Below are 19,979 nucleotides of genomic sequence, written 5' to 3' on the forward strand. Positions count from 1 at the left end.
AGGGGTTTTGCAAAAATTGCACAGAGGTTTTTATGCAAAAATTACACAAGGTTAATTATTGCAAGGTTGGGTCTTCTTTTTGTCCGGTAAGGATGGCTATAAGGTCTTTTACACTGATGATCCCTTGTTTTTTAAGCAGATGTCCGTTTGCTCCGCTTATAAAGATACCTTCTTCGTAGTTTCCCATCCAGGCAGCACTCAGTTTCTCAGCTATACAAAAACCTACCTGAGAGGCCTTTTCTCCTTTTTTGCAAGGGGTTAAACAGTTAGAGACACAACCTTTAAAATCCCGGTATCCTGCAAGGAATTTTTCTATAAAGGGGGTTTTGACTACCCTTAAAGGATATCCTACAGGTGAGTTGATCAGGATTATGTCTTCTGGGTTAAGTTTAAGGAGTATTTCTTTATAAATCTGAGGGGCGTCACACTCATAGGTACAGATAAACCGGGTAGCAATCTGAACCCCTGAAGCTCCCAGTTCTCAATACTTCTTGATATCTTGATAGCTCCAAACCCCACCGGCTACGATAACCTTAAGGTCTCCCCAGTTTTTGGCTTCTTCAAGCACCTCTGGTAACAAACTTTCTAATTGATATTCCTTTTTAAAGCAATCTTCTTTATGAAATCCTTGATGTCCTCCTGAAAGAGGCCCTTCTAACACCACGGCATCTGGTAGTCTTTGGTAGCGTTTTTCCCAGGTTTGACAGATAAGCTTTAAAGCTCTGGCAGAAGAGACGATAGGTATCAGGGCTATGTCAAAACCTTTTACGTATTCTGGGAGTTTCAGAGGTAGCCCTGCTCCTGAGATGATAGCATCAGCCCCTGCCTCAGCAGCGTCTCTTACCACCCTTGGGTAATCTGTGATCGCACAAAGCACATTTACCCCGATAGCACCTCTACCTTGAGAAAGCTCTTTAGCCCTTTGAACAATCCTTTTTAGTGCCTCTCGGCTGTGGGTGTTTTCAGGTCCTATGGGTCTACCAAATTTGTCTTTTTTAACCAGCTCAGGAAAGCGATACCCTGTACCTACGGCTGAAACAACCCCCATCGCTCCTTCTTTAGCCACAGCTCCTGCTAAATTTTCCCAGGAGATCCCTACCCCCATCCCTCCTTGGATGATAGGCACATCTAAGGTGATTTTTCCTATGGTAAGTTTAGGTAAAGTCATAACCGTTTTTTCTCCTTACAAAACCATTTTATACTATTTCTAGCATCCTTTTTACCGCATTGTAAGCCTTTATCCTTATTTCTTCTTCTACCACTACCTCAAACTCAAGGTTTTCTAAAGAGGCCAAAAGGTTTTCTAAGCTGATTTTTTTCATCGAAGGGCAAATCATCTTTTCTGGGGCAGGATGATAAAATTTTTTGTCAGGGTTTTGTTGAGATAAAGGGTAGAGTAGACCTACCTCAGTTCCTATGATAAACTCCTTATTTGGGAGTTCTTTAGCTAATCTTAGCATTCCGCTGGTTGAGGCTACCCTGTCTGCCAAGTCTATAACCTCAGGTCTACACTCAGGATGGGCGATAAAAAGGGCCTGAGGATGAGTTTTTTTGGCCTCTAACACCTCTTCAGGGGTAAGAAGATGATGAAAAGGGCAAAAACCTTCAAAGTAAACGATCTGTTTGTCAGGGTAAAACCTCTGGGTATAACGGGCAAGGTTCATGTCTGGAAGCATGATAATCTGTTTTTCTTTAAACGTCCCTACTACTTTTATTGCATTAGCAGAGGTACAGCATACATCACTTAAAGCCTTCACCTCTGCGGTTGAGTTAACATAGGTGACAACCGGTGCATCTGGATAGGCCTCTTTTAGGCGTAACACATCCTCTGGGGTTATCATGTCAGCCATCTCACAACAGGCACTTCCTACAGGTAAGAGGACCTTCTTTTTGGGTGATACGATTTTAGCGGTTTCTGCCATAAAATAAACACCACAAAAAACGATAACCTCAGCGTCGGTTTTACTGGCTTTAAGACTTAACTCTAAGGAATCTCCTCTTAAGTCTGCAATGTCCTGTATCTCAGGAGGTTGATAGTTGTGAGCCAAAATGATAGCCTTTCTTTTTTCCTTTAACTCAAGGATTCGCTCTATGAGCCTCTGCCTTTCCATCAAGCCTCCTTAAAGACTTAAATTTATCATTTTAGTAAAAATATACGATTTTAATTTATTTTTTCAAGCAAGTTTTTAAGGTTTTGGTAGCAGGAAAAAGGAACAGAGAGGTTGTTAAGCCCTTTACCAAGCTTTATGTCAGGTTTGTTAGCTCCGTGAAAATCACTTCCTCCGGTAACGATAAGGTCAAGTTTTTGGGCTGTTTCCAGCAAAAATCGGGTAAAATCCTGGTTATGTTCGGTATAGTAGGCTTCAACCCCCATCAAACCTATATCTTTCAGCCAGGATAAGTATTTATAAAGGTCGGTATAAGAGAGTTTTAAGGTAAAAGGGTGGGCTAAAACAGGTATACCTTTGGCCTGTTTGATTTGGTTGATTGCTTCTTCAGGAGAAAGTAAAGCCTTGGGTACATAAGCTAAGGCCCCCTTTTTTAGATATTTTTGAAAGGCTTCTTCAAAGGTTTTCACCACTCCCTTTTTAACCAGAAGGTTGGCAATATGAGGTCTTCCTATCTCTCCTTGGGCGATTTCTTCTAACTCTTCTAAGGTAATCTCTATTCCTGCTTGTTGAAGTTTTTCTATCATTTTTTGGTTACGGGTCTCTCTGGCTTTTTGTAAGACCTCTAAGGTAGACTGTATTTCAGGGACATCTGGTTGTAAAAAATAACCTAACAGATGAAAATGTCCTGGGCCTTCAAACTTAACGCTTATCTCTACACCACAGAGAAAAGGAAGGTCTACTTCTTTAGCAGTAAGATAGGCCTCATGAAGCCCTTGTGTGGTGTCATGGTCTGTAAGGGCTAAGGCTTGTAATCCCTCTTTCTTGGCTAAAATTATCAATTCCTTAGGGGAAAAGGTTCCGTCAGAGGCGGTAGAATGGGTGTGAAGGTCAACCAAAATCTAACCCCCTTTTTTCTTGTTTTGATAAGAGGCTTTGATAAAGGCCTTAAAAAGAGGATGGGGGGCAATAGGTTTAGATTTAAACTCAGGATGAAACTGCACCCCTACAAACCAGGGATGGTCTGAGATTTCTACTATCTCTACCAGCTCTTCGTCAGGAGAAGTCCCTGTGATCTTAAGCCCGGCTTTTTCTAATTCCTCTCGATACCGATTGTTAAACTCATAACGATGTCTGTGTCTCTCAAAAATCTCATCTTGTTGATAAGCCTCCCAGGCTTTTGAACCTTTTAAGAGTCTGCAAGGATAAGCCCCAAGGCGCATCGTCCCACCAAAATCACAACCTTCTTCTCTTATTTCTATCTTGCCTGTGCGATAGTTATACCATTCTTTCATAAGATAGATTACCGGGTAAGGGGTTTGGGGGTCAAACTCCGTAGAGTTTGCTCCTTTCCACCCAAGGACATTTCTTGCAAAATCTATCACCGAAAGCTGCATCCCTAAACAGATCCCAAAAAAGGGAATTCCCTTTTCTCTGGCATACTTGATGGCTAAAAGTTTACCTTCAACCCCCCTTACTCCAAATCCTCCTGGGACAAGAATCCCGTCGGCATCTTTTAGGATAGAGGCTATGTTTCCCTCGGTAAGTTCATCTGAGTTTACAAACTTTAGGTTTACTCTTAGCTTGTTAGCGATGCCTCCATGCACTAAAGCCTCGTTAAGGGACTTATAAGAATCTTTCAGGTTTACGTATTTTCCCACGATGGCTATGGTTACTTCGTCCTCAGGGTTTTTATAGATTTTTACTATCTCTTCCCAAAGGGAAAGGTCAGGCTCTCTGGTCCACATGTTTAGATATTCTATGATCTTTTTATCTAACCCTTCTTGATAAAATACCAGGGGTATTTCGTAGATACATTCTACGTCTTTGGCAGTGATCACGGCATCGTCTTCTACGTTACAGAAAAGGGCTATCTTTTTCTTGATATCTGTAGGTAAAAACCTGTCAGTCCTGCATAGAAGGATGTCAGGTTGAATTCCGATGGCTCTTAGTTCTTTGACGCTGTGCTGGGTAGGTTTGGTTTTTAACTCCCCTGCGGTTTTGATGTAAGGTACATAGGTGAGATGGATAAAAAGGGCGTTATCTTTACCAAGCTCATAGCCTAACTGTCTTATAGCCTCAAGAAAAGGAAGGCTTTCGATGTCTCCTACCGTTCCTCCTATCTCTACGATAGCTACGTCTACGTTGTCTTCTGCTAAACTTAAAATAGCTTGTTTGATTTCGTCGGTAACATGGGGTATGATCTGGACGGTGCCACCCAAGTATTCCCCTTTTCTTTCTTTGGTGATGACTGAATAGTAGATTTTACCTGAGGTGTAGTTGTTTTTACTTCCCATCTGAGCCTGGGTAAATCGTTCGTAGTGGCCTAAGTCAAGGTCTGTTTCAGCTCCGTCTTCAGTAACATAAACCTCTCCGTGTTGAAAGGGGTTCATCGTCCCAGGGTCTACGTTGATATAAGGGTCAAGTTTTTGGAAGGTAACTCTTAAACCTCTTGCCTCAAGTAAAGCCCCTATAGCAGCCGCAGCAAGCCCTTTTCCTAAGGAGGAAAGTACTCCTCCTGTGATAAAAATAAACTTGGTATGGACTTTTATCCTGTTTCTTGGCTTTCTCATGGTTTCTACACCTCTTTAAGAATTTTCCATTTGGTTGAGGTGGTGTTTAAACTTTTCAACCCGTCCTTGGTTACTAAAAAGGTTTCTTCAACCCCTATCACCCCAACCTCAGGAATGTGAAATTTAGGTTCTAAGGCTATCACCATGTTTTCTCTTATGGTCATTTTTTGTTTTTTCCCAAGGACAGGAGGTTCATCTATCTGTAAACCTACCCCATGGCCTATAAAACCTAAGTCTCCGTCAGAATACATAAAATAACTGCCAAGACCGGTTTTTTCAGCTAACTCCTTAGCTTTAGTAAAGATCTCATCTCCGTTTAAACCTGGCTTTATGAAGTGCTTGAGTTCCTTTAAAATATAAAGACTTCCCTGATAAACCTCTTGGGCATAAGGCAGTTTTTTAAAACTAACCATCCTGGTCTGGTCTATGTAGTAGCCCTGGTAATAACCACTGAAGTCTATAAGAATAGGCTCATCTTCTTTTAAGATTTTCTTATAACTTGCCCCTCCCGGAAAACAAGGTACTCCCTCTCCTCCTTCTCCTGTATAAGAGGGAGTAGCTTTAAGACTTTCTTTACCCGAGATAAGGTATCCAAAGGTAAGTTCAAACCCGTTTAAAGACCTGGTAAAGCCTGGATGACCCAAAAGTCTCAGTTCTTTTTCCAAGATAGCACTTGCTTCTAATTCTTTAATTCCTGGTTTGAACTGAGGTAAAGCCCTTTTAAGAGCTTTATCAAGCATCTTGCCTGCTTTTCGGATACATTCGATCTCATAGGGGGTTTTAACCGCCCTTGTTTCTAAGATAAGTTGGTCTATGGCAATAAAAGAATAACCCTCAAGCAGTGCCTGATATCTTAAAAATTCTCTTGCAGGGATGTTTTCTTTTTCTATGCCTAACGAGCCCTTAGAACGAAGAGAAGAGATGATTAAAGGTAGTTCTTTTAAGCTTTTTATGGGTTCACAGGGAATTAACGTTTCCTTTCTGGCCCTCTCCCAAGGACGATTTACTAAAAGCTTAACTTCCTTAGGGCTTATCAAAAGAAATCCTTTGGCAAAGGTTCCGCTAAAATAAAAGATGTTGAGAGGGTTTATAATCAAGGCTAAATCGATTTGGTGCTGGTTAAGAAGTTGTTGAAACCTTTGGAGACGGAACTTTACTTCATCGGTTTGCAGGTTCATCTTTTTTTTCTTGTTCCTTTTGTTCTGTTTGTGAAGAGGCTTCTTGTTCTGTTTTTTTTAACCTTTCGGCGATGGCTAAAACGGTGTTAGCATAGGGTTCACTTATGTTGTATTTCATGATAACTGTCTTTTTTTGTTCGATCGTGCCGTTAAAGGTATAGCCTTCTTTTTTTAGATAGTTCGCTATGCTGGCTAAGGCGTCTTCCATATTAAAGAGGTCTACCCTGCCGTCCTGATCCCAATCATAACCATAGATTACATAACTTTTGGGTACAAACTGGGGATAACCAAAGGCTCCAAAAATAGACCCTTTGATAGAAAAAGGATCCCATTGGTTTTGATAGCAGATGGTAAGAAAGTATAAAAGCTCGTTATAAGCCCAGTTACTTCTTTTAGCGATGATGTTTGAGTTTCTTTCGTCATCCAAAGAAATGGTTTCGTCATACACAAAGTTTTTAAGCAAATCTTTGTTCCCTGAAAGGGTAAGGCTAAAAAACACGTTAAATACAGGAAATTTTCCGGTGTTTTGTCCAAGATTGGTTTCAACCAAAAAAATCGCCACTATTACCTCTTTATCAACCCCAAAGGTTTTTTCCAAGTTTTCGAGAAACTCTAAGTTCTCTTTTAAAAAGTTTTTAGCCCGCTCAACCCTCTGGTCTTCTAAAAACTGGTGGTAAGGTAATTTGACTTCTTTCCAGGTAAGTCTTTTTATCATCAGGTTTGGAAGATAGGTAAGCTCAGGAGAAGAAAAAACCTCTTCTATATATTCTTCAGGAACTTTACCTTTTAGGTCAATTTTTATGCGGTTTTTAAGGTCTTCTACATAAGGTTTAAGCAAAGGATCGTTAGCCAGAACTTTTACAGGTTTTACGGCAGGGTGAAAAAGGGTAGCTAACAGCCCTAATAATAACCCTAAAATTATTAGGGAAAAGCTCCAGACTACCCTGCTTTGGCTAAGTTGAGTAAAGAGCCCTTTAATATGCATTCTCTTTCCCTTTCTGTAAGTTCAGCTACTGCCCAAACCTCGCCTTTCCCTTTGATTATAATTTTAACCCTTTTTTCCCCTTTTTCTATCAAGTTTCGGATGTTTTCTATGATAAAACTATCTCCCTGAGAGATTTTTTCATAGTCTGCCGGGTTTTCAAAGGTAAGAGGGAGGATGCCAAAGTTAATCAGGTTGCTTCTGTGGATCCTGGCAAAGGTTTTGGCTAACTTTACCCTTACCCCTAAATACCTTGGGGCTAAGGCTGCATGTTCTCTTGAAGAACCTTGCCCATAGTTTTCTCCTCCCACAATCCCTACAGCCAATCCTTTTTCTTTGATTTCTAAAGATTTTTTAGCAAAATCTGGGTCTACGTTTTTGTAAACAAACTGGCTGATTGCCGGTAGGTTACTTCTTAAAGGTAAAATCTGGGCTCCAGCAGGCATGATATGGTCGGTGGTGATGTTATCTCCTACCTTTAACACAAAAACCCCTTCTAAGGTCTCAGGAATGGGATCAAACGGTGGAAGAGGAGCTATGTTAGGGCCTCTTATGATTTCTACCTTTTTGGCCTCATCTTCTGGTAGAGGAGGTATCAAAAGGGTGTCGTTTATAAGAAATTTTTCTGGAAGAACTACCTCTGGATATTCTCCTAATTCTCTTGGGTCGGTTATTACCCCTTTGATGGCAGAGGCTACCGCGGTTTCAGGAGAGACTAAATATACGAGATCAGGGCTTGTGCCAGAACGCCCTGGGAAGTTTCTGGTAAAAGTTCTGAGAGAGATGGAGTTGGTAGGAGGGGCTTGCCCCATACCGATACAACCTAAGCATCCACTTTGGTGAAGCCTTGTGCCTCCCTCTAACAGGGATTTTAATCCTGAAAGTACTACCAGGTTTTCAAGCACTTGAAGAGAACCAGGGTTTACCTCAAAGGAGACCTCAGGATGAACTTTATACTTCTCAAGTACCTTTGCCACAACTAGTAGGTCTTTTAACGAAGAATTGGCACAGGACCCTATGATAACCTGGGCCACAGGTTTACCTGCCTCTTCTGCAACTCTTTTTACGTTGTCAGGAGAAGAGGGACAGGCGCAAAGAGGTTCTAACTTGGAAAGGTCAACCTCTATGATTTCGTCATACTGAGCGTTTTCGTCAGGCAAAAGTTCTACAAAGTCCTGTTCTCTTCCCTGAGCTATCAGCCATTTACGGGTAATTTCATCAGATGGGAAAATACTGGTGGTTGCTCCCATTTCTGTACCTAAATTACAGATGGTAGCCCTTTCAGGTACGCTAAGATACTTTATCCCAGGGCCAAAATACTCTAAAATTTTCCCTAAACCACCTTTTACCGTAAGTTTAGAAAGAAGATAAAGGGCGATATCTCGTGCCGTTACCCAAGGCTGAAGCTTTCCTTCTAAGTAGATTCCTACTATTTTTGGAGTTCTAAGATAAAAGGGCTTTCCTGCCATAGCCATGGCCACGTCAAGGCCACCTGCACCTATGGCAATCATTCCACATCCGCCAGCAGTAGGGGTATGGCTGTCAGAACCTAACAAGGTTTTACCAGGCCTGGCAAACCTTTCCAAATGCACCTGATGACAGATCCCGTTCCCTGGCTTAGAAAACCAAATCCCATAACGTTTGGCTATACTTTGTAAAAATCTGTGGTCGTCTGCGTTTTTAAAATCACTTTGTAAAATGTTATGGTCTACATAAGATACCGAAAGTTCAGTTTTTATTCTGTCTATACCTATGGCTTCAAACTCAAGATAAGCCATCGTCCCGGTTGCATCTTGAGTAAGGGTTTGGTCTATCTTGATGGCGATTTCTTCTCCAGGCACTAAACGTCCAGACACTAAATGGTTTTCTAAAATTTTGTAAGCCAAAGGTTTCCCCATCTTTTCCTCCTTAGAAGATTTACTGAGGTTGTTTTACAACTCTCCAAAACACTCTGGGAAAAGGGCCTTAAATTTTTCTAAGGTCTTTTCTACTTCCGGTTGTATTGACTTGAATTTTTCAGTTTTTAGCGAAAAAAGAACAAATTCAGAGATAGAAAAAGAGGTGTAAAGACAAAACTCTTTAGGTTTAGGCTCAAAAACAAAGAAAAAGTTGGTAAGATAGGGGGTAATTTTTAGCAAGTCTTCGCTGTTACCATCTATCCTCAGGTTAAGGATTATATGTTTCGCCTTTAAAAAGGCAGGAAGCTCGGTTTTTCCTTCTGTGGTTAAAAGCTCTAAAAGGATATCTTGAGACACAACGATAGAATGTTTGGGAGAAACATCCATTAAAAACTCCGAAGGAAGATCTTTAGAAAGAAAGAGATAAAGATTTTTAACCAGTTTTAAGTCTATATGCTGAGAAATGATCTCCCTTAAGGCGTAAACAGAAAGGGTAAGTAAATACTCCCTTTTCCCGATTTCGTCAAACTTTATTCCGGTGGGGGTACGTTCTAAAAATTTATAAACCGGGCTATCACTTGAGGCCTTTATCCTTAATGTAAGATAGAAAAGCTTAAAGGCCTCTTCTAAAGGCAGTTTCAGCTGTTGCTTAACTACCGACAAAAACTCCTTTGGCTTTTCTGGCAAGCTACCTATCCAGTTAAACTTCATGATGCCATACAATCCTTAATAAAATAAGATTAAAATAATGTTTCTATTTTACAATCAATTAACTTTTCTGCAAGGATGAGGTCCTCTTTAAAGGTGATTTTAAAATTTAACCACGAACCTTCCACTACATAAACAGGATGGCCAAAATAGGTTAAAAGAGAGCTTTCGTCTGTGAACTCTAACCCCTTGGCTATGGCCTCATCAAGACAGGTTTTCAAAAGATTAGCCTTTATTCCCTGAGGGGTTTGGATATGAAATAGATTTTCTCTGGGGACGTTAGCTTTTACGAGTTTATCTTCCACTAAGTTTAGGGTATCCCTTACAGGGATAGCCGGAATAGAGGCCCCGTAAGAAAGAGTAGCTTCTATCACATTATTTATAACAGATTCTGGAACAAAAGGCCTTACGGCATCATGCACAAGGAGGACTTTTGTTTCTGGAGGGGCTGTTTTAACCGCCTGATAAACCGACCTCTGTCTGGTTGTGCCACCTTCTACGATTTTTAACACCTTTCTGAGGTTAAAGCTTTTGATCAGGTTTTTGGTATGTTCTAAATAAAGTGGGTGGGTAGCTATGATTATCCCGTCTACCTGAGGGGTCTTTTCAAAAGCTAAAAGGGTTCTTACTAAAAGAGGTATTCCCTTCAGGTCTAAGAACTGTTTGGGGAGGGATTCTCCCAGCCTTTCTCCTTTTCCTGCAGCAGGGAGTATAGCAACTACCATATGCCTTCTGATTTGTTTTTTTAGGTTTAGAATTATAATAAACAAAAACAGAAAATAAAGGGGAAAAGACATGTCAGGAAATAGTTTTGGGGTTTTATTTAGGGTTACCACCTTTGGAGAATCCCATGGTAAGGCCCTGGGGGCGGTGGTAGAGGGATGTCCACCTGGTTTAACTCTGTCAGAGGAGTATATCCAGAAAGAGGTGGATAAAAGGCGGTCTAAGGAGTTTATCGGGCAAACCCCCCGTAAAGAAAAGGATCGGGTGGAAATTCTTTCTGGAGTTTTTGAAGGATATACGACAGGAACTCCGATAGGAATTGTAGTATATAACACCGACGTTAAATCTTCTGCTTATCAAAATCTTAAAGAGGTATTTAGACCAGGCCATGCAGATTTTACCTATCATATGAAATACGGAGGTTTTAGAGACTACAGGGGGGGAGGAAGAAGTAGCGGAAGAGAAACGGTGGTGAGAGTAGCTGCCGGAGCTATAGCTAAAAGAGTGCTTGAAGAATATGGAATTTCTGTGGTAGCCTATACCATAGCTCTTGGTGGGGTAGTTGCTGAAAAAAGAGACCTTGAGTTTATTTATCAAAATCATCTTTATTGCCCTGATGAGGAGGCCTATTTAAGGATGTGCCAAAAGATTGAAGAAGCTGTTAAAGAGGGAGACTCTTTAGGCGGTGTGGTAGAGGTTTTAGCCAGGGGAGTCCCTGCAGGACTTGGAGAGCCAGTTTTTGATAAACTTGAGGCTGATTTAGCTAAGGGTTTGATGAGTATAGGGGCGGTAAAAGGGGTAGAGGTGGGAACTGGTTTTAAGGCTGCTCAACTGAAAGGCTCTGAAAATAACGACCCTATCTCTTCTAAGGGATTTTTAAAAAACGATGCCGGAGGGATCTTAGGAGGGATTTCTTCAGGGCAAGATATAGTTTTAAGGGTTGCGGTAAAACCTATTCCCAGTATAAGAAAATCTCAAAAGACGATAAATCTCCAAAAAGAAGAGGTAGACCTTATCATAGAAGGAAGACACGATGTTTCTGCCATACCAAGGATCGTTCCTGTGGTAGAGGCTATGGTGAGGATGGTTCTTGCAGACCATCTTTTAAGACAGTTAGCCTATCTTGCCTTTCAGCAAAGATTACGTTTCCCTAACTTTTGGGGTTAAAGGTTTTTTAGGTTGGTTTAGCCTAAAAATTTACGCAGGTAACCTGCTTCTACTATCAAGCTGGTGGCTTGAGAAGAAAGTCCTTTTTTAAGGTTTTTAAGCAGGGTAGAAGTTACTTCTTTATGTTCCTCGTTTGGCTCATAGTTAAGATTTAAGGTGTTTAGAAGGTTTAGGGTTTTGATAAGTTTGTTTTTGACCTCTTCCGGCATAAGGTCTAAACATTTGGGATTAAAATATTGTAGAGATTTAGAAAAGTCAAACTCTAAGTTATGGTAGTAGTTTTTAAGTTCATGTAACTCTTCTTTGGTTAAAGCGTTTAACCCAAAGATTTCAGGGGGAAGACCTATAGAATAACAGGCAGCACAAAAGCTTATGACCCTTGGGAGCACTATCCCATGGAGGCTTCTTGAGTAACCAAAAAGGCCGATGTGTAGTTTTCTCATCCTTCTTCTCGGCACAAATTTAGCTAATTCGTTTATCGCAGGAGCAATCGGGGCGATGGTAGCTTTATACTCTTCGGAAACTTTTTGGATTATTCCTTGACAAAATTCAAAGTCTACGTCTGAGATAGGATGTCTGATAAAAGTTTTTACTTTTTTGACCCCTGCAATCACATCCTCTACCGGAAAGTCATATTTAAAGGCAGACTGAACGGTAAAGGTTTCTACCGAAGAATACTCAGAAAGAACCTTTTCTACGGTGTAAGGGGAAAAGTTTCCTCTAAAAACAGGAGTTCCTACCCCTAAAATAGGATAAACCTCTATGTCATGCTTTAAGGCAAAATTTTCTAATTTTTTTAAAGCAACTTTAACCCCTAAAACAGCACTTATAAGCCCATAGTTTAACGCTGGGTCAGATCGAGCTAAAAACACCCGAAGATAAGGTAAATTTTTGTTTTGAACATACTCTTCTAAGATTTGATCTATGTTGAAAAAGGATTCGATGTTTTCAAAAAGTGGAATAACGTTGATACTTTCAGGTAAAAAATCACCTACCCATTCAGCTACCGTGATGTCTCCTGGGTAAATAGGTTGATGTTGGAGACCAGCGATAAAGTTTTTGTAGTAATAATAAACCCGGTTAAGTTCCTTGGCTGAGGTGGTCATCGGAAGGATTACCTCAAAAATCGGAGGAGGATGGTCCTTTAAAAAGATACGGGCTGCATCCATAGACCGAGGTATACTTTCTAAGGCCTCAACTAGGATTTTTGCCTCATCCTTTTCCACAGTAGGGTTAGGGATTCTAAGGGTGATAAAACAGTCTTTGCCTAAAAGATGCTTTTTAAAAAAATTAGGATATTTACTATAAAGCTTTTTGACCACAAAGTCGTCTACCTCTTTGCCTTCACTGTCCCACATCTGTTCGTCGCAACCTAAATGAGAAAAGGCATAATAGGCCTCTTGGATCTCGTCTTCACCTGACATGTCAGGATGCTCTGCAAAAAAAGGCATGGAAACGTTGTCTGGATGTTGAGTAGACATCACCCTTGGAATCCTCATAACCACCTCTATAATAAAAAGTTTTTTTGAGGTTTCCGTTTAGTTAAAACTAACAGATGTTTTTAGTATTTCAAGCTCAATTTTCTCTTTAAGATGTTCCAGTAAATCGTTTACAAAAACAAGGTTGTTAGGGTGAAAATAGATTTTAGTCAAACCAGATTTAGGATCTAAGATGGTTAGACTTGAGAGATGGTCGTAGCCTTCAAGGATGAACTTGAAAAAGGCAATCTGAGAAGGATTAACCTTAACCAGAAACCACGCACTACACATTTAGTAAAAAGAAGGGGGGGGAGACCCCCTTCTGTGATTTTAAAAGTCAGAACTATGATTTATTCGCTTTCAGGTGATCTTCCTGGATTGCCGCTGTTGACGACCTTTACCTTTGAAGCTTGCTCGCCTTTAGGACCTTGGACTACCTCAAACTCTACTACCTGTCCTTCTTTAAGGGTTTTAAATCCAGACATTTCTATGGCAGAGTAATGCACGAAAACATCTCCACCATCATCCTTGGAAATGAAACCATACCCCTTCTTCTCATCAAACCACTTAACCTTACCTCTAAACATGTTACTAAAACCTCCTTTAAGTTTTTCTATTAACCATACTTAACCTCAAAAAAAATATTTGTAAAGGGGTAAATTTTAAAATTTTAAAAATTTTTAAAAATAGTTTAAAACTGAGGGTTTGTGTGGGATTGAGAAAAAGGTTGTCGTTTGATGAGTCTGAGAGGTATTTTTTTAGATTTGTTTAAACAGATTGCTATTTAAAAAAATAAAGCTAAAATTTTAAAATAAATGGAAATTGGTATAAGGAACTTTTTGGCTTTTTTAGACTTTTCTGAAAATCCGATTAAGATTAAAAATTTCAGATATTTTATTTTAGGACACTTTATTTCTTTTACCGGTTCTTGGACTTATAACACTGCTATTGTTTGGCTGGTTTATGAGCTAACCCGGTCTTCTTTTTATTTAGGTATCTTTAGTTTGTTTAACTCTTTACCTACCTTTGTTTTTAGTTTTTTGGCAGGATTAATCATAGACCGATTTGACCGAAAAAAACTTTTAACCTGGGTGGTGTTTTTAGGGATTTTGCCTTCAGTTTTGTTGGGTTTCATTACTCAAGAGGGAAGGTTAAGTTTTTGGCTGGTAGTGTTGATAAACATGTTGGCTGTTAGTCTTGCTTCGGTGGATACCCCTTTGAGACAGGTGTTTATCAGCGAAATAGTTCCGTCAAACTACCTTACCAAAGCTATATCCTTCCAGGCTCTTTCTTTTAATACAGCTCGGATGGTTGGTCCTTTTTTAGCAGGTCTTATCATTACCTACGGACAGCTTTATCAATGTTTTTATTTTAATGCCCTTTCTTATCTACCTTTTTTGCTCTTTCTTTTATTTTTTATCAAATATCAAAAATTCTATCAGATAGACCTTGACAACAGAAAAAATTTTATAGAGGCGTCTAAAGAGGTTTTTGATTTATTTAGAAAACAACAAGCACTACCTGCTGTTATAGGCATGGTTTTTAGTTTTACCTTTTTTGGTGCCTCTATTCTTATTCTATTTCCAATAATCGTTGATAAATTCTTTGGAGGGGGTGGAAAAGAGTTTGGGCAACTTTCCTCTATGGTAGGTATAGGTGCAATCCTTGGGTCGGTTTATATAATTTTAGGAAAGGTAAAAAACAAGCTTTCTAAACTTTGGTCTTCTACCTGCATTTTTGCCTTAGGGGCTTTAGGGTTGGTGTGGTCTAAAATTTGGTGGTTGGCTCTTTTTTGTTGTCTACTTTTAGGTTTTTCTTTTACTAATTTTTATCCGATAGCTAACTCATACCTTCAAGAAAATACCCCTACAGAAATAAGAGGTAGGGTGATTAGTTTTTTTACCTTTTCCTTTTTAGGAGTGCATCCCTTAGGTAGTTTTTTAGCAGGGGTTCTTGCAGAAAAAGTAGGTTTAGGTTGGCTGGTAAGTTTTTATGTATTAAGTTTAGTTTTGGTAAATTTTTTTCTTTTAAATATTGCTAAACTAAAAAAATAGTTTATTAATTTATTACACTTAATTTTTTAGAGAGGGTTTTAAAATGGTAGATTTTGAGAAGATCATAAAAAACTTAAATTTTGCTGAGTGTGCTTTAGATTTAGGCTTGTATGTGATGGTTCTGGAACAGGATAAGGTGGTCTATTTAAATAAAGTGGCTGAAGAAAATTTAGGTTATCCTAAGGAAGAAATCGCAGGAAAAGGAATAGGGAGCTTGTTAGTTTCTTCTCCTAACTTTATGACAGAACTAAAAAAAGAACTTTTAAAAAAGCATAAACAAAAGACGATGGTTAAGTTTTTAACCAGACAGGGGAAGGTTGTTACTTTGGAGGCTTTATTTTACAAGGTAGAGTTGACCCCACAGGAAACCCTCATTTTGATGGTAGGGAAAGACACCGAAGAGTTGATAGAATTAAGAGCCAAGATAGAAGAGTTGGAAAAAAATCAACGGTTTTCCGAGTTTTTAAGAAGCTTAGTCCATGATTTTAACAACATTCTGCAAAATACCCTTAAGTACTTAAAAAACATAGAGGAAAACGTAGACAAACCAGAAGAGGTTAAAAGGTATAAGTTTTTGGCAGAAAAAACCTTAAAATCTTGGATTGACCTTAACCGTTTGCTTATAGATTATACCAAAGGAATAAGAGATGTCCTTTCTTCCCAGTTAGAAATAGTTTCTTTTTTAAAAAACAATTTAGATATTTTTCAGATCATTGCCGGACCTAAAATTCAGATACAGCTCTCTTTAGGGTCTTTAGTAAACGTTTTTGTCCCAGGAGAAGAAACCTTTTGGAGGTATATCTTTTTAAATTTTATAAGCAATGCTAAGGATGCCATCGAAGACGAAGGAGAGATAGAAATAGCACTATCTTTAAAAACCCTTGAAAAGAAATACTTGATAATCAAGATAAAAGATAACGGATGTGGTATACCTGAAGAAAACTTAGAAAAAATTTTTATGCCCTTTTTTACTACCAGAAAGGAAAGCAGTGGCTTAGGCCTATTTTTGGTAAAAAATCATATCACAAGTTTGGGGGGAAATTTAGAGGTAGAAAGCAAGGTTAACGTAGGCACAACCTTTAAGATTTGGGTCCCTGCGCTGGGTGTGACCTTATTAAGCCCGTTGAAAAAATCGGAGATCAAAAAACTTAAAATCATCCTTCTGGAAGACGAACCAGAAATTTTAACAAGTATGCAAGAAATATTGGAAGGAGAAGGTCATCAAGTTTGGGCTTTTTCTAACTATGAAGAATTAGAAAAAAACCTTGATAAAATTTCTTCTCCAGACCTTCTTATTACCGACTATCATATGCCAGGAATAAAAGGGTTTGAAGTCTACCAGAATTTAAAACAAAAATTTCCAGACCTAAAGGTTTTGTTTTTGACAGGAGATTTGTTGTCTCTGGCAGAACTTCCCAGTTTTAAACTGCTTTTAAAACCCTTTACTGTAGAACAACTCTTGGCTAAGATTGAAGAAGTTATGCTATGAACCGATGGTTAGAGGAGTTTTTAAAATATTTAGAAGTAGAGAAAAACTATTCACCTCAGACTTTAAAGGCCTATAAAAAGGATTTAGAAGATTTTTTAAATCATTACCAGGCTTTAAACATAAAAGATTTTAAACATTTACAGCCTTTTCATCTAAGGCTTTATCTTGCGCACCTTAAAAAAACTAAAAAAGAACCTACTACCATCGCAAGGAAGGTAAGTGCTTTGAGAAGCTTTTTTAGGTTTCTTTCCAAAAAAAAGGTCATACCTAAAAACTTAATCCATTATCTCTCAACCCCTCGGGTCTTAAAAAAATTCCCTCGTGTTCCTACCGAAGAAGAACTGAACCAGATGATAGAACAGGTAAAAGAGGATAACTTTCTTGGGCTTAGAAACAGAACGATTTTAGAACTTGGTTATGGCTGTGGTTTAAGGGTAGGGGAGCTTACCAATCTAACACTGAACCAGCTAAACCTGCAACTTAGGTTTTTAAGGGTCATAGGGAAGGGGAATAAAGAAAGGATGATCCCCTTTGGCAAGAAGGCACAACAGCTGTTAGAAAGATATCTGAGAGAAAGAGAAAAAGTACTTTTAAACTTAGGAAAAAATCATGAGTTTGTGTTTATCAACTCAAAGGGAGACAAGTTAACCGACCGAGGGGTTAGATACATACTTAAGACCTTAGGAAAAAGTTATGGAATAGAATACCTTCATCCTCATACTTTAAGACATTCTTTTGCTACCCATCTTTTAAACTCAGGGGCTGATCTTAGGGCTATTCAGGAACTTTTGGGACATGCTTCCCTTCTTACCACAGAAAGATACACCAAGGTTAGTTATGAACATCTACTCAAAGTCTATCTTAAGTCCCATCCCCGGGCTAAAAAGGAATAACCTGTAAAATCCATTTTCTTGATCTAAGTCAAAGAATTTTAAAAGATTTTTTATATTTAGAATTTTATAGGAAGATGCTTAAATCTTCTAAGGGGGCCTTATGAAAAATAAGGTAGCTATAGGGGTAGTTTTCTTAGGGGTGGTTTTGTTTGTGGGTTTGTTAGGTATGCCTAAGCTTGTTGCCTATACCAGTAAAAATTCCTATTGCGCAAGTTGTCATGTGATGGAAGACCAAAGTCTATCTTTAAGAAAATCCGGGTTGCATAATCAACTTAATTGCATAGACTGCCATCTTCCTCATGACAATAAACTCAGACATTATTTTTGGAAAGGTGTTGACGGAACTAAGGATTTGGTAAAGTTTCACCTAAATCTTATACCAGAGGAAATTACCCTATCTTCTCATGGTAAAGTTTTGGTTCAGGAAAATTGTATAAGGTGTCATCAAGATATGGTTTCTATGATAAACGTGAAAGACAGAAACTGCTGGGAATGTCATGTAAAGGTAAGACATAAATTGAGTAGCAGTTTAGAAGTTTTAGAAAAATAAAATATAAGGGGGGATAAGATGAAACGAAAGTCTTTGTGGTTAGGGTTAACCCTTATGGGGTTGGTTTCTTTGGTAGCAGGTTGTAAACCTCCTGAAAAAGCAAAAGATTTCCGTCAGGAAGCTTTTAAGATAGCTGAAAATGAGGTAGACCCAGAGGTATGGGGAAAAGCTTTCCCTCTTCACTATGAAATGTGGAAAAAAGAGTCTGAACCTACTCCTGCAGGCTTAAGCAAGTATAAGAGAGGTTGGGATACTGATAAAATAGTGTATGATAAACTTTCAGAGTTTCCTTTTTTGGCTGTGCTTTATAATGGCTGGGGTTTTGGTATAGAGTATAACGAACCAAGATCACATTATTACAGGATGATAGACATTCAAGAGATAGACCCTTCAAGGCCTAAACCTGGAGGAGTTTGTCTGACCTGTAAGACTCCCTATGCTGCTGACCTTGAAAAACAGTATGGGGCTAAATATTACCATACGCCTATTAAAGAAGTCGTGAGTTGGATACCAGAAAAACACAGAAAACTTGGTGGCTCTTGTTTAGATTGTCATGACCCTAAAACGATGAATCTCCATATAAGATGGGCATTTACTTTAGGGAAGGCTTTAAAGGATTTAGGAATAGATGAAAAATGGTTAACCCATCAACAGATGAGAAGTTTGGTGTGTGCTCAATGCCATGTTACCTACGTAATCCCAAGGGACCAGGATATGAAGCCTACAGGTATCTTTTTCCCCTGGCAAGGCAGTAAATGGGGAGATATCAGTATAGAAAACATCATCAAGGTTCTAAAGAGCAACCCAGCTTATGGAGAGTGGAAACAGGCGGTTACAGGGTTTAAGTTAGCTTTTATCAGACATCCTGAGTTTGAGCTTTATTCAAGAAACTCGGTGCACTGGAATGCAGGGGTTTCTTGTGCTGATTGTCATATGCCTTACAAAAGGATGGGAAGTTATAAGGTAAGTGAACACAGAGTAATGAGTCCTCTAAAAGATAACATGAGGTCTTGTAAACAATGCCATCCTCAAAGTGCTGATTGGTTAAAACAGCAAGTGATTGCCATTCAGGATAGGACGATTTCTGCCTACATAAGGGCAGGATATCAGACAGCAGTAGCAGCCAAACTTTTTGAGAAGGTGCATCTGGCTCAAACTCAAGGGAAGACCATAGACCAGACTTTATACAACAAAGCTAAGGACCTTTATTTAGAAGCTATCTATAGGGTAATCTTTGTAGGAGCAGAAAATTCAGTAGGGTTTCACAACCCCACAGAGGCTATGAGGATTTTAACCGATGCTTTAGGATTTGCCTCTAAGTCAGAAGCTATTTTGAGAACAGTTCTTGCTAAAGCAGGAGTAGAGGTTCCTGCAAAAATAGACCTTGAGATTTCTAAATATATTAACAACAGAGGTGAAAAGAAACTTAACTTTAGGCCAGAGCAGGAGTTCAAAGACCCCTTTGGAATACAACAACTTTTTGAAGGGATGCTTTAAGATAAACAAGGGGGGAGAAATCCCCCCTTTTATAATTATTTTATTAAGGTTCAATTTTTGTTCCTAAGAGTTCAAGAAATTTAGCCATCCACCAAGGATGAGCCGTCCAGGCGGGGGCAGTAACAATATTTCCGTCTACGCATACGTTAGTAAAGGTTTCGTTTACGTCACACCATATCCCACCAGCAAGCACTATTTCAGCTTTTACTGCTGGATAAGCCGTAAGTTTTTTACCTCTTATCACGTCTGCTGCGGTAAGTAGTTGAGGCCCATGACATATGGCTGCGATGGGTTTGTTTTTTTCGGCAAAGTGTTTGACTATCTGGATGATTTTGTCGTTCAACCTTAAATATTCAGGAGCTCTTCCTCCAGGTATTACAAGGCCATCATAATCTTCTGGGTTTATACTATCAAAATCTGCGGTGATCCTAAAGTTGTGACCCCTTCTTTCTAAATAGGTTTGGTCTCCCTCAAAATCGTGGACTGCTGTTTTTACCACATCTCCAGGTTTTTTCCCAGGACACACTGCATCGACCTGATGCCCCACCATCTGAAGCATCTGAAATGGAACCATAGCTTCATAATCTTCCACATAGTCTCCCACCAACATCAGTATCCTTTTGGCCCCCATAACCTTACCCCCTTGTCAGGTATTTTTTAAAAAAAGATAAAATTAGAAAA

General features: G+C 39.2%; 18 protein-coding genes and 1 pseudogene. 6 read left to right on the forward strand and 13 right to left on the reverse strand.

Annotated elements, in window-relative coordinates; translation table 11 throughout:
• Positions 1 to 55: 55 nt before the first annotated feature.
• The 9 genes and pseudogenes from H529_RS11000 to ispD all read right to left on the reverse strand — a co-directional run bounded on the left by H529_RS11000 (position 56) and on the right by ispD (position 10,172).
• Positions 56 to 1,168: pseudogene (locus H529_RS11000) on the reverse strand (NAD(P)H-dependent flavin oxidoreductase).
• 28 nt (positions 1,169 to 1,196) lie between these two features.
• On the reverse strand, positions 1,197 to 2,111 hold the full coding sequence (gene nadA / locus H529_RS0106005) for a quinolinate synthase NadA (protein ID WP_022855624.1): 915 nt from the start codon (positions 2,109 to 2,111) through the stop codon (positions 1,197 to 1,199).
• A gap of 50 nt (positions 2,112 to 2,161) precedes the next feature.
• Positions 2,162 to 3,007 carry a PHP domain-containing protein gene (locus H529_RS0106010; protein WP_022855625.1) on the reverse strand — a complete coding sequence of 282 codons (846 nt, stop codon included), beginning with the start codon at positions 3,005 to 3,007 and terminating at the stop codon, positions 2,162 to 2,164.
• A 3-nt stretch (positions 3,008 to 3,010) separates the two neighbouring features.
• On the reverse strand, positions 3,011 to 4,681 hold the full coding sequence (locus H529_RS0106015; protein WP_022855626.1) for a CTP synthase: 1,671 nt from the start codon (positions 4,679 to 4,681) through the stop codon (positions 3,011 to 3,013).
• 5 nt (positions 4,682 to 4,686) lie between these two features.
• Positions 4,687 to 5,859, reverse strand: a complete 1,173-nt coding sequence (locus H529_RS0106020) for a M24 family metallopeptidase (RefSeq protein ID WP_022855627.1) — start codon at positions 5,857 to 5,859, stop codon at positions 4,687 to 4,689.
• Entirely contained in the window at positions 5,840 to 6,844 is a 1,005-nt protein-coding gene (locus H529_RS10365) for a lytic murein transglycosylase (protein WP_022855628.1), read from the reverse strand. Before H529_RS10365 ends, H529_RS0106020 begins: the two co-directional genes overlap by 20 nt.
• On the reverse strand, positions 6,799 to 8,739 hold the full coding sequence (locus tag H529_RS0106030) for an aconitate hydratase (RefSeq protein ID WP_022855629.1): 1,941 nt from the start codon (positions 8,737 to 8,739) through the stop codon (positions 6,799 to 6,801). Before H529_RS0106030 ends, H529_RS10365 begins: the two co-directional genes overlap by 46 nt.
• 33 nt (positions 8,740 to 8,772) lie before the next feature.
• The gene (locus H529_RS0106035) at positions 8,773 to 9,450 is read right to left on the reverse strand and encodes a hypothetical protein (protein WP_022855630.1); all 678 of its coding nucleotides are present in this window, start codon (positions 9,448 to 9,450) and stop codon (positions 8,773 to 8,775) included.
• Positions 9,451 to 9,479: 29 nt separating this feature from the next.
• On the reverse strand, positions 9,480 to 10,172 hold the full coding sequence (gene ispD / locus H529_RS10370; RefSeq protein ID WP_162138239.1) for a 2-C-methyl-D-erythritol 4-phosphate cytidylyltransferase: 693 nt from the start codon (positions 10,170 to 10,172) through the stop codon (positions 9,480 to 9,482).
• A gap of 70 nt (positions 10,173 to 10,242) precedes the next feature.
• Between ispD and aroC the strand changes: the two genes are divergently transcribed.
• A complete protein-coding gene (gene aroC / locus H529_RS0106045) occupies positions 10,243 to 11,337 on the forward strand; it encodes a chorismate synthase (protein WP_022855632.1) in 1,095 nt (364 codons plus the stop codon).
• 17 nt (positions 11,338 to 11,354) lie between these two features.
• Here aroC and ppcA read toward each other — a convergent pair whose 3' ends face one another.
• The 3 genes from ppcA to H529_RS0106060 are packed head-to-tail and all read right to left on the reverse strand — an operon-like array spanning position 11,355 to position 13,402.
• Positions 11,355 to 12,836 carry a phosphoenolpyruvate carboxylase gene (gene ppcA / locus H529_RS0106050; RefSeq protein WP_022855633.1) on the reverse strand — a complete coding sequence of 494 codons (1,482 nt, stop codon included), beginning with the start codon at positions 12,834 to 12,836 and terminating at the stop codon, positions 11,355 to 11,357.
• A gap of 39 nt (positions 12,837 to 12,875) precedes the next feature.
• Positions 12,876 to 13,106 (reverse strand): DUF4911 domain-containing protein, encoded by a 231-nt coding sequence (locus H529_RS10375; protein WP_022855634.1) that lies wholly within the window; start codon positions 13,104 to 13,106, stop codon positions 12,876 to 12,878.
• 59 nt (positions 13,107 to 13,165) lie between these two features.
• Positions 13,166 to 13,402, reverse strand: coding sequence for a cold-shock protein (locus H529_RS0106060; RefSeq protein WP_022855635.1), 237 nt, complete (start codon positions 13,400 to 13,402; stop codon positions 13,166 to 13,168).
• A gap of 252 nt (positions 13,403 to 13,654) precedes the next feature.
• On the opposite strand from H529_RS0106060, the gene H529_RS0106065 reads away from it, so the two are divergent.
• From H529_RS0106065 to H529_RS0106085, 5 genes are all read left to right on the forward strand, one after another.
• Positions 13,655 to 14,869: an MFS transporter gene (locus tag H529_RS0106065; RefSeq protein WP_022855636.1), complete on the forward strand. Its 1,215-nt coding sequence runs from the start codon at positions 13,655 to 13,657 to the stop codon at positions 14,867 to 14,869.
• A 43-nt stretch (positions 14,870 to 14,912) separates the two neighbouring features.
• On the forward strand, positions 14,913 to 16,358 hold the full coding sequence (locus tag H529_RS0106070) for an ATP-binding response regulator (RefSeq protein ID WP_022855637.1): 1,446 nt from the start codon (positions 14,913 to 14,915) through the stop codon (positions 16,356 to 16,358).
• Positions 16,355 to 17,251, forward strand: coding sequence for a site-specific tyrosine recombinase/integron integrase (gene xerA, locus H529_RS0106075; protein ID WP_022855638.1), 897 nt, complete (start codon positions 16,355 to 16,357; stop codon positions 17,249 to 17,251). Before H529_RS0106070 ends, xerA begins: the two co-directional genes overlap by 4 nt.
• A 100-nt stretch (positions 17,252 to 17,351) precedes the next feature.
• Positions 17,352 to 17,801 carry a cytochrome c nitrite reductase small subunit gene (gene nrfH, locus H529_RS0106080; RefSeq protein ID WP_022855639.1) on the forward strand — a complete coding sequence of 150 codons (450 nt, stop codon included), beginning with the start codon at positions 17,352 to 17,354 and terminating at the stop codon, positions 17,799 to 17,801.
• 18 nt (positions 17,802 to 17,819) lie between these two features.
• On the forward strand, positions 17,820 to 19,298 hold the full coding sequence (locus tag H529_RS0106085) for an ammonia-forming cytochrome c nitrite reductase subunit c552 (protein WP_022855640.1): 1,479 nt from the start codon (positions 17,820 to 17,822) through the stop codon (positions 19,296 to 19,298).
• 43 nt (positions 19,299 to 19,341) lie between these two features.
• On the opposite strand, the gene H529_RS0106090 is transcribed toward H529_RS0106085, so the two are convergent.
• Positions 19,342 to 19,929 (reverse strand): DJ-1/PfpI family protein, encoded by a 588-nt coding sequence (locus H529_RS0106090; protein ID WP_022855641.1) that lies wholly within the window; start codon positions 19,927 to 19,929, stop codon positions 19,342 to 19,344.
• Between the last annotated feature and the right edge of the window lie 50 nt (positions 19,930 to 19,979).

This window comes from Thermodesulfobacterium thermophilum DSM 1276 (assembly GCF_000421605.1).
GTDB lineage: Bacteria > Desulfobacterota > Thermodesulfobacteria > Thermodesulfobacteriales > Thermodesulfobacteriaceae > Thermodesulfobacterium > Thermodesulfobacterium thermophilum.

What these genes read in the sequence shown, in the direction of transcription:
- nadA (WP_022855624.1), bottom strand. Translation starts at nt 2,111, where the DNA reads ATGGAAAGGCAGAGGCTCATAGAGCGAATCCTTGAGTTAAAGGAAAAA.
- H529_RS0106015 (WP_022855626.1), bottom strand. Translation starts at nt 4,681, where the DNA reads ATGAGAAAGCCAAGAAACAGGATAAAAGTCCATACCAAGTTTATTTTT.
- H529_RS0106020 (WP_022855627.1), bottom strand. Translation starts at nt 5,859, where the DNA reads ATGAACCTGCAAACCGATGAAGTAAAGTTCCGTCTCCAAAGGTTTCAA.
- H529_RS10365 (WP_022855628.1), bottom strand. Translation starts at nt 6,844, where the DNA reads ATGCATATTAAAGGGCTCTTTACTCAACTTAGCCAAAGCAGGGTAGTC.
- H529_RS0106030 (WP_022855629.1), bottom strand. Translation starts at nt 8,739, where the DNA reads ATGGGGAAACCTTTGGCTTACAAAATTTTAGAAAACCATTTAGTGTCT.
- H529_RS0106035 (WP_022855630.1), bottom strand. Translation starts at nt 9,450, where the DNA reads ATGAAGTTTAACTGGATAGGTAGCTTGCCAGAAAAGCCAAAGGAGTTT.
- ispD (WP_162138239.1), bottom strand. Translation starts at nt 10,172, where the DNA reads ATGGTAGTTGCTATACTCCCTGCTGCAGGAAAAGGAGAAAGGCTGGGA.
- aroC (WP_022855632.1), top strand. Translation starts at nt 10,243, where the DNA reads ATGTCAGGAAATAGTTTTGGGGTTTTATTTAGGGTTACCACCTTTGGA.
- ppcA (WP_022855633.1), bottom strand. Translation starts at nt 12,836, where the DNA reads ATGAGGATTCCAAGGGTGATGTCTACTCAACATCCAGACAACGTTTCC.
- H529_RS10375 (WP_022855634.1), bottom strand. Translation starts at nt 13,106, where the DNA reads ATGTGTAGTGCGTGGTTTCTGGTTAAGGTTAATCCTTCTCAGATTGCC.
- H529_RS0106060 (WP_022855635.1), bottom strand. Translation starts at nt 13,402, where the DNA reads ATGTTTAGAGGTAAGGTTAAGTGGTTTGATGAGAAGAAGGGGTATGGT.
- H529_RS0106070 (WP_022855637.1), top strand. Translation starts at nt 14,913, where the DNA reads ATGGTAGATTTTGAGAAGATCATAAAAAACTTAAATTTTGCTGAGTGT.
- xerA (WP_022855638.1), top strand. Translation starts at nt 16,355, where the DNA reads ATGAACCGATGGTTAGAGGAGTTTTTAAAATATTTAGAAGTAGAGAAA.
- nrfH (WP_022855639.1), top strand. Translation starts at nt 17,352, where the DNA reads ATGAAAAATAAGGTAGCTATAGGGGTAGTTTTCTTAGGGGTGGTTTTG.
- H529_RS0106085 (WP_022855640.1), top strand. Translation starts at nt 17,820, where the DNA reads ATGAAACGAAAGTCTTTGTGGTTAGGGTTAACCCTTATGGGGTTGGTT.
- H529_RS0106090 (WP_022855641.1), bottom strand. Translation starts at nt 19,929, where the DNA reads ATGGGGGCCAAAAGGATACTGATGTTGGTGGGAGACTATGTGGAAGAT.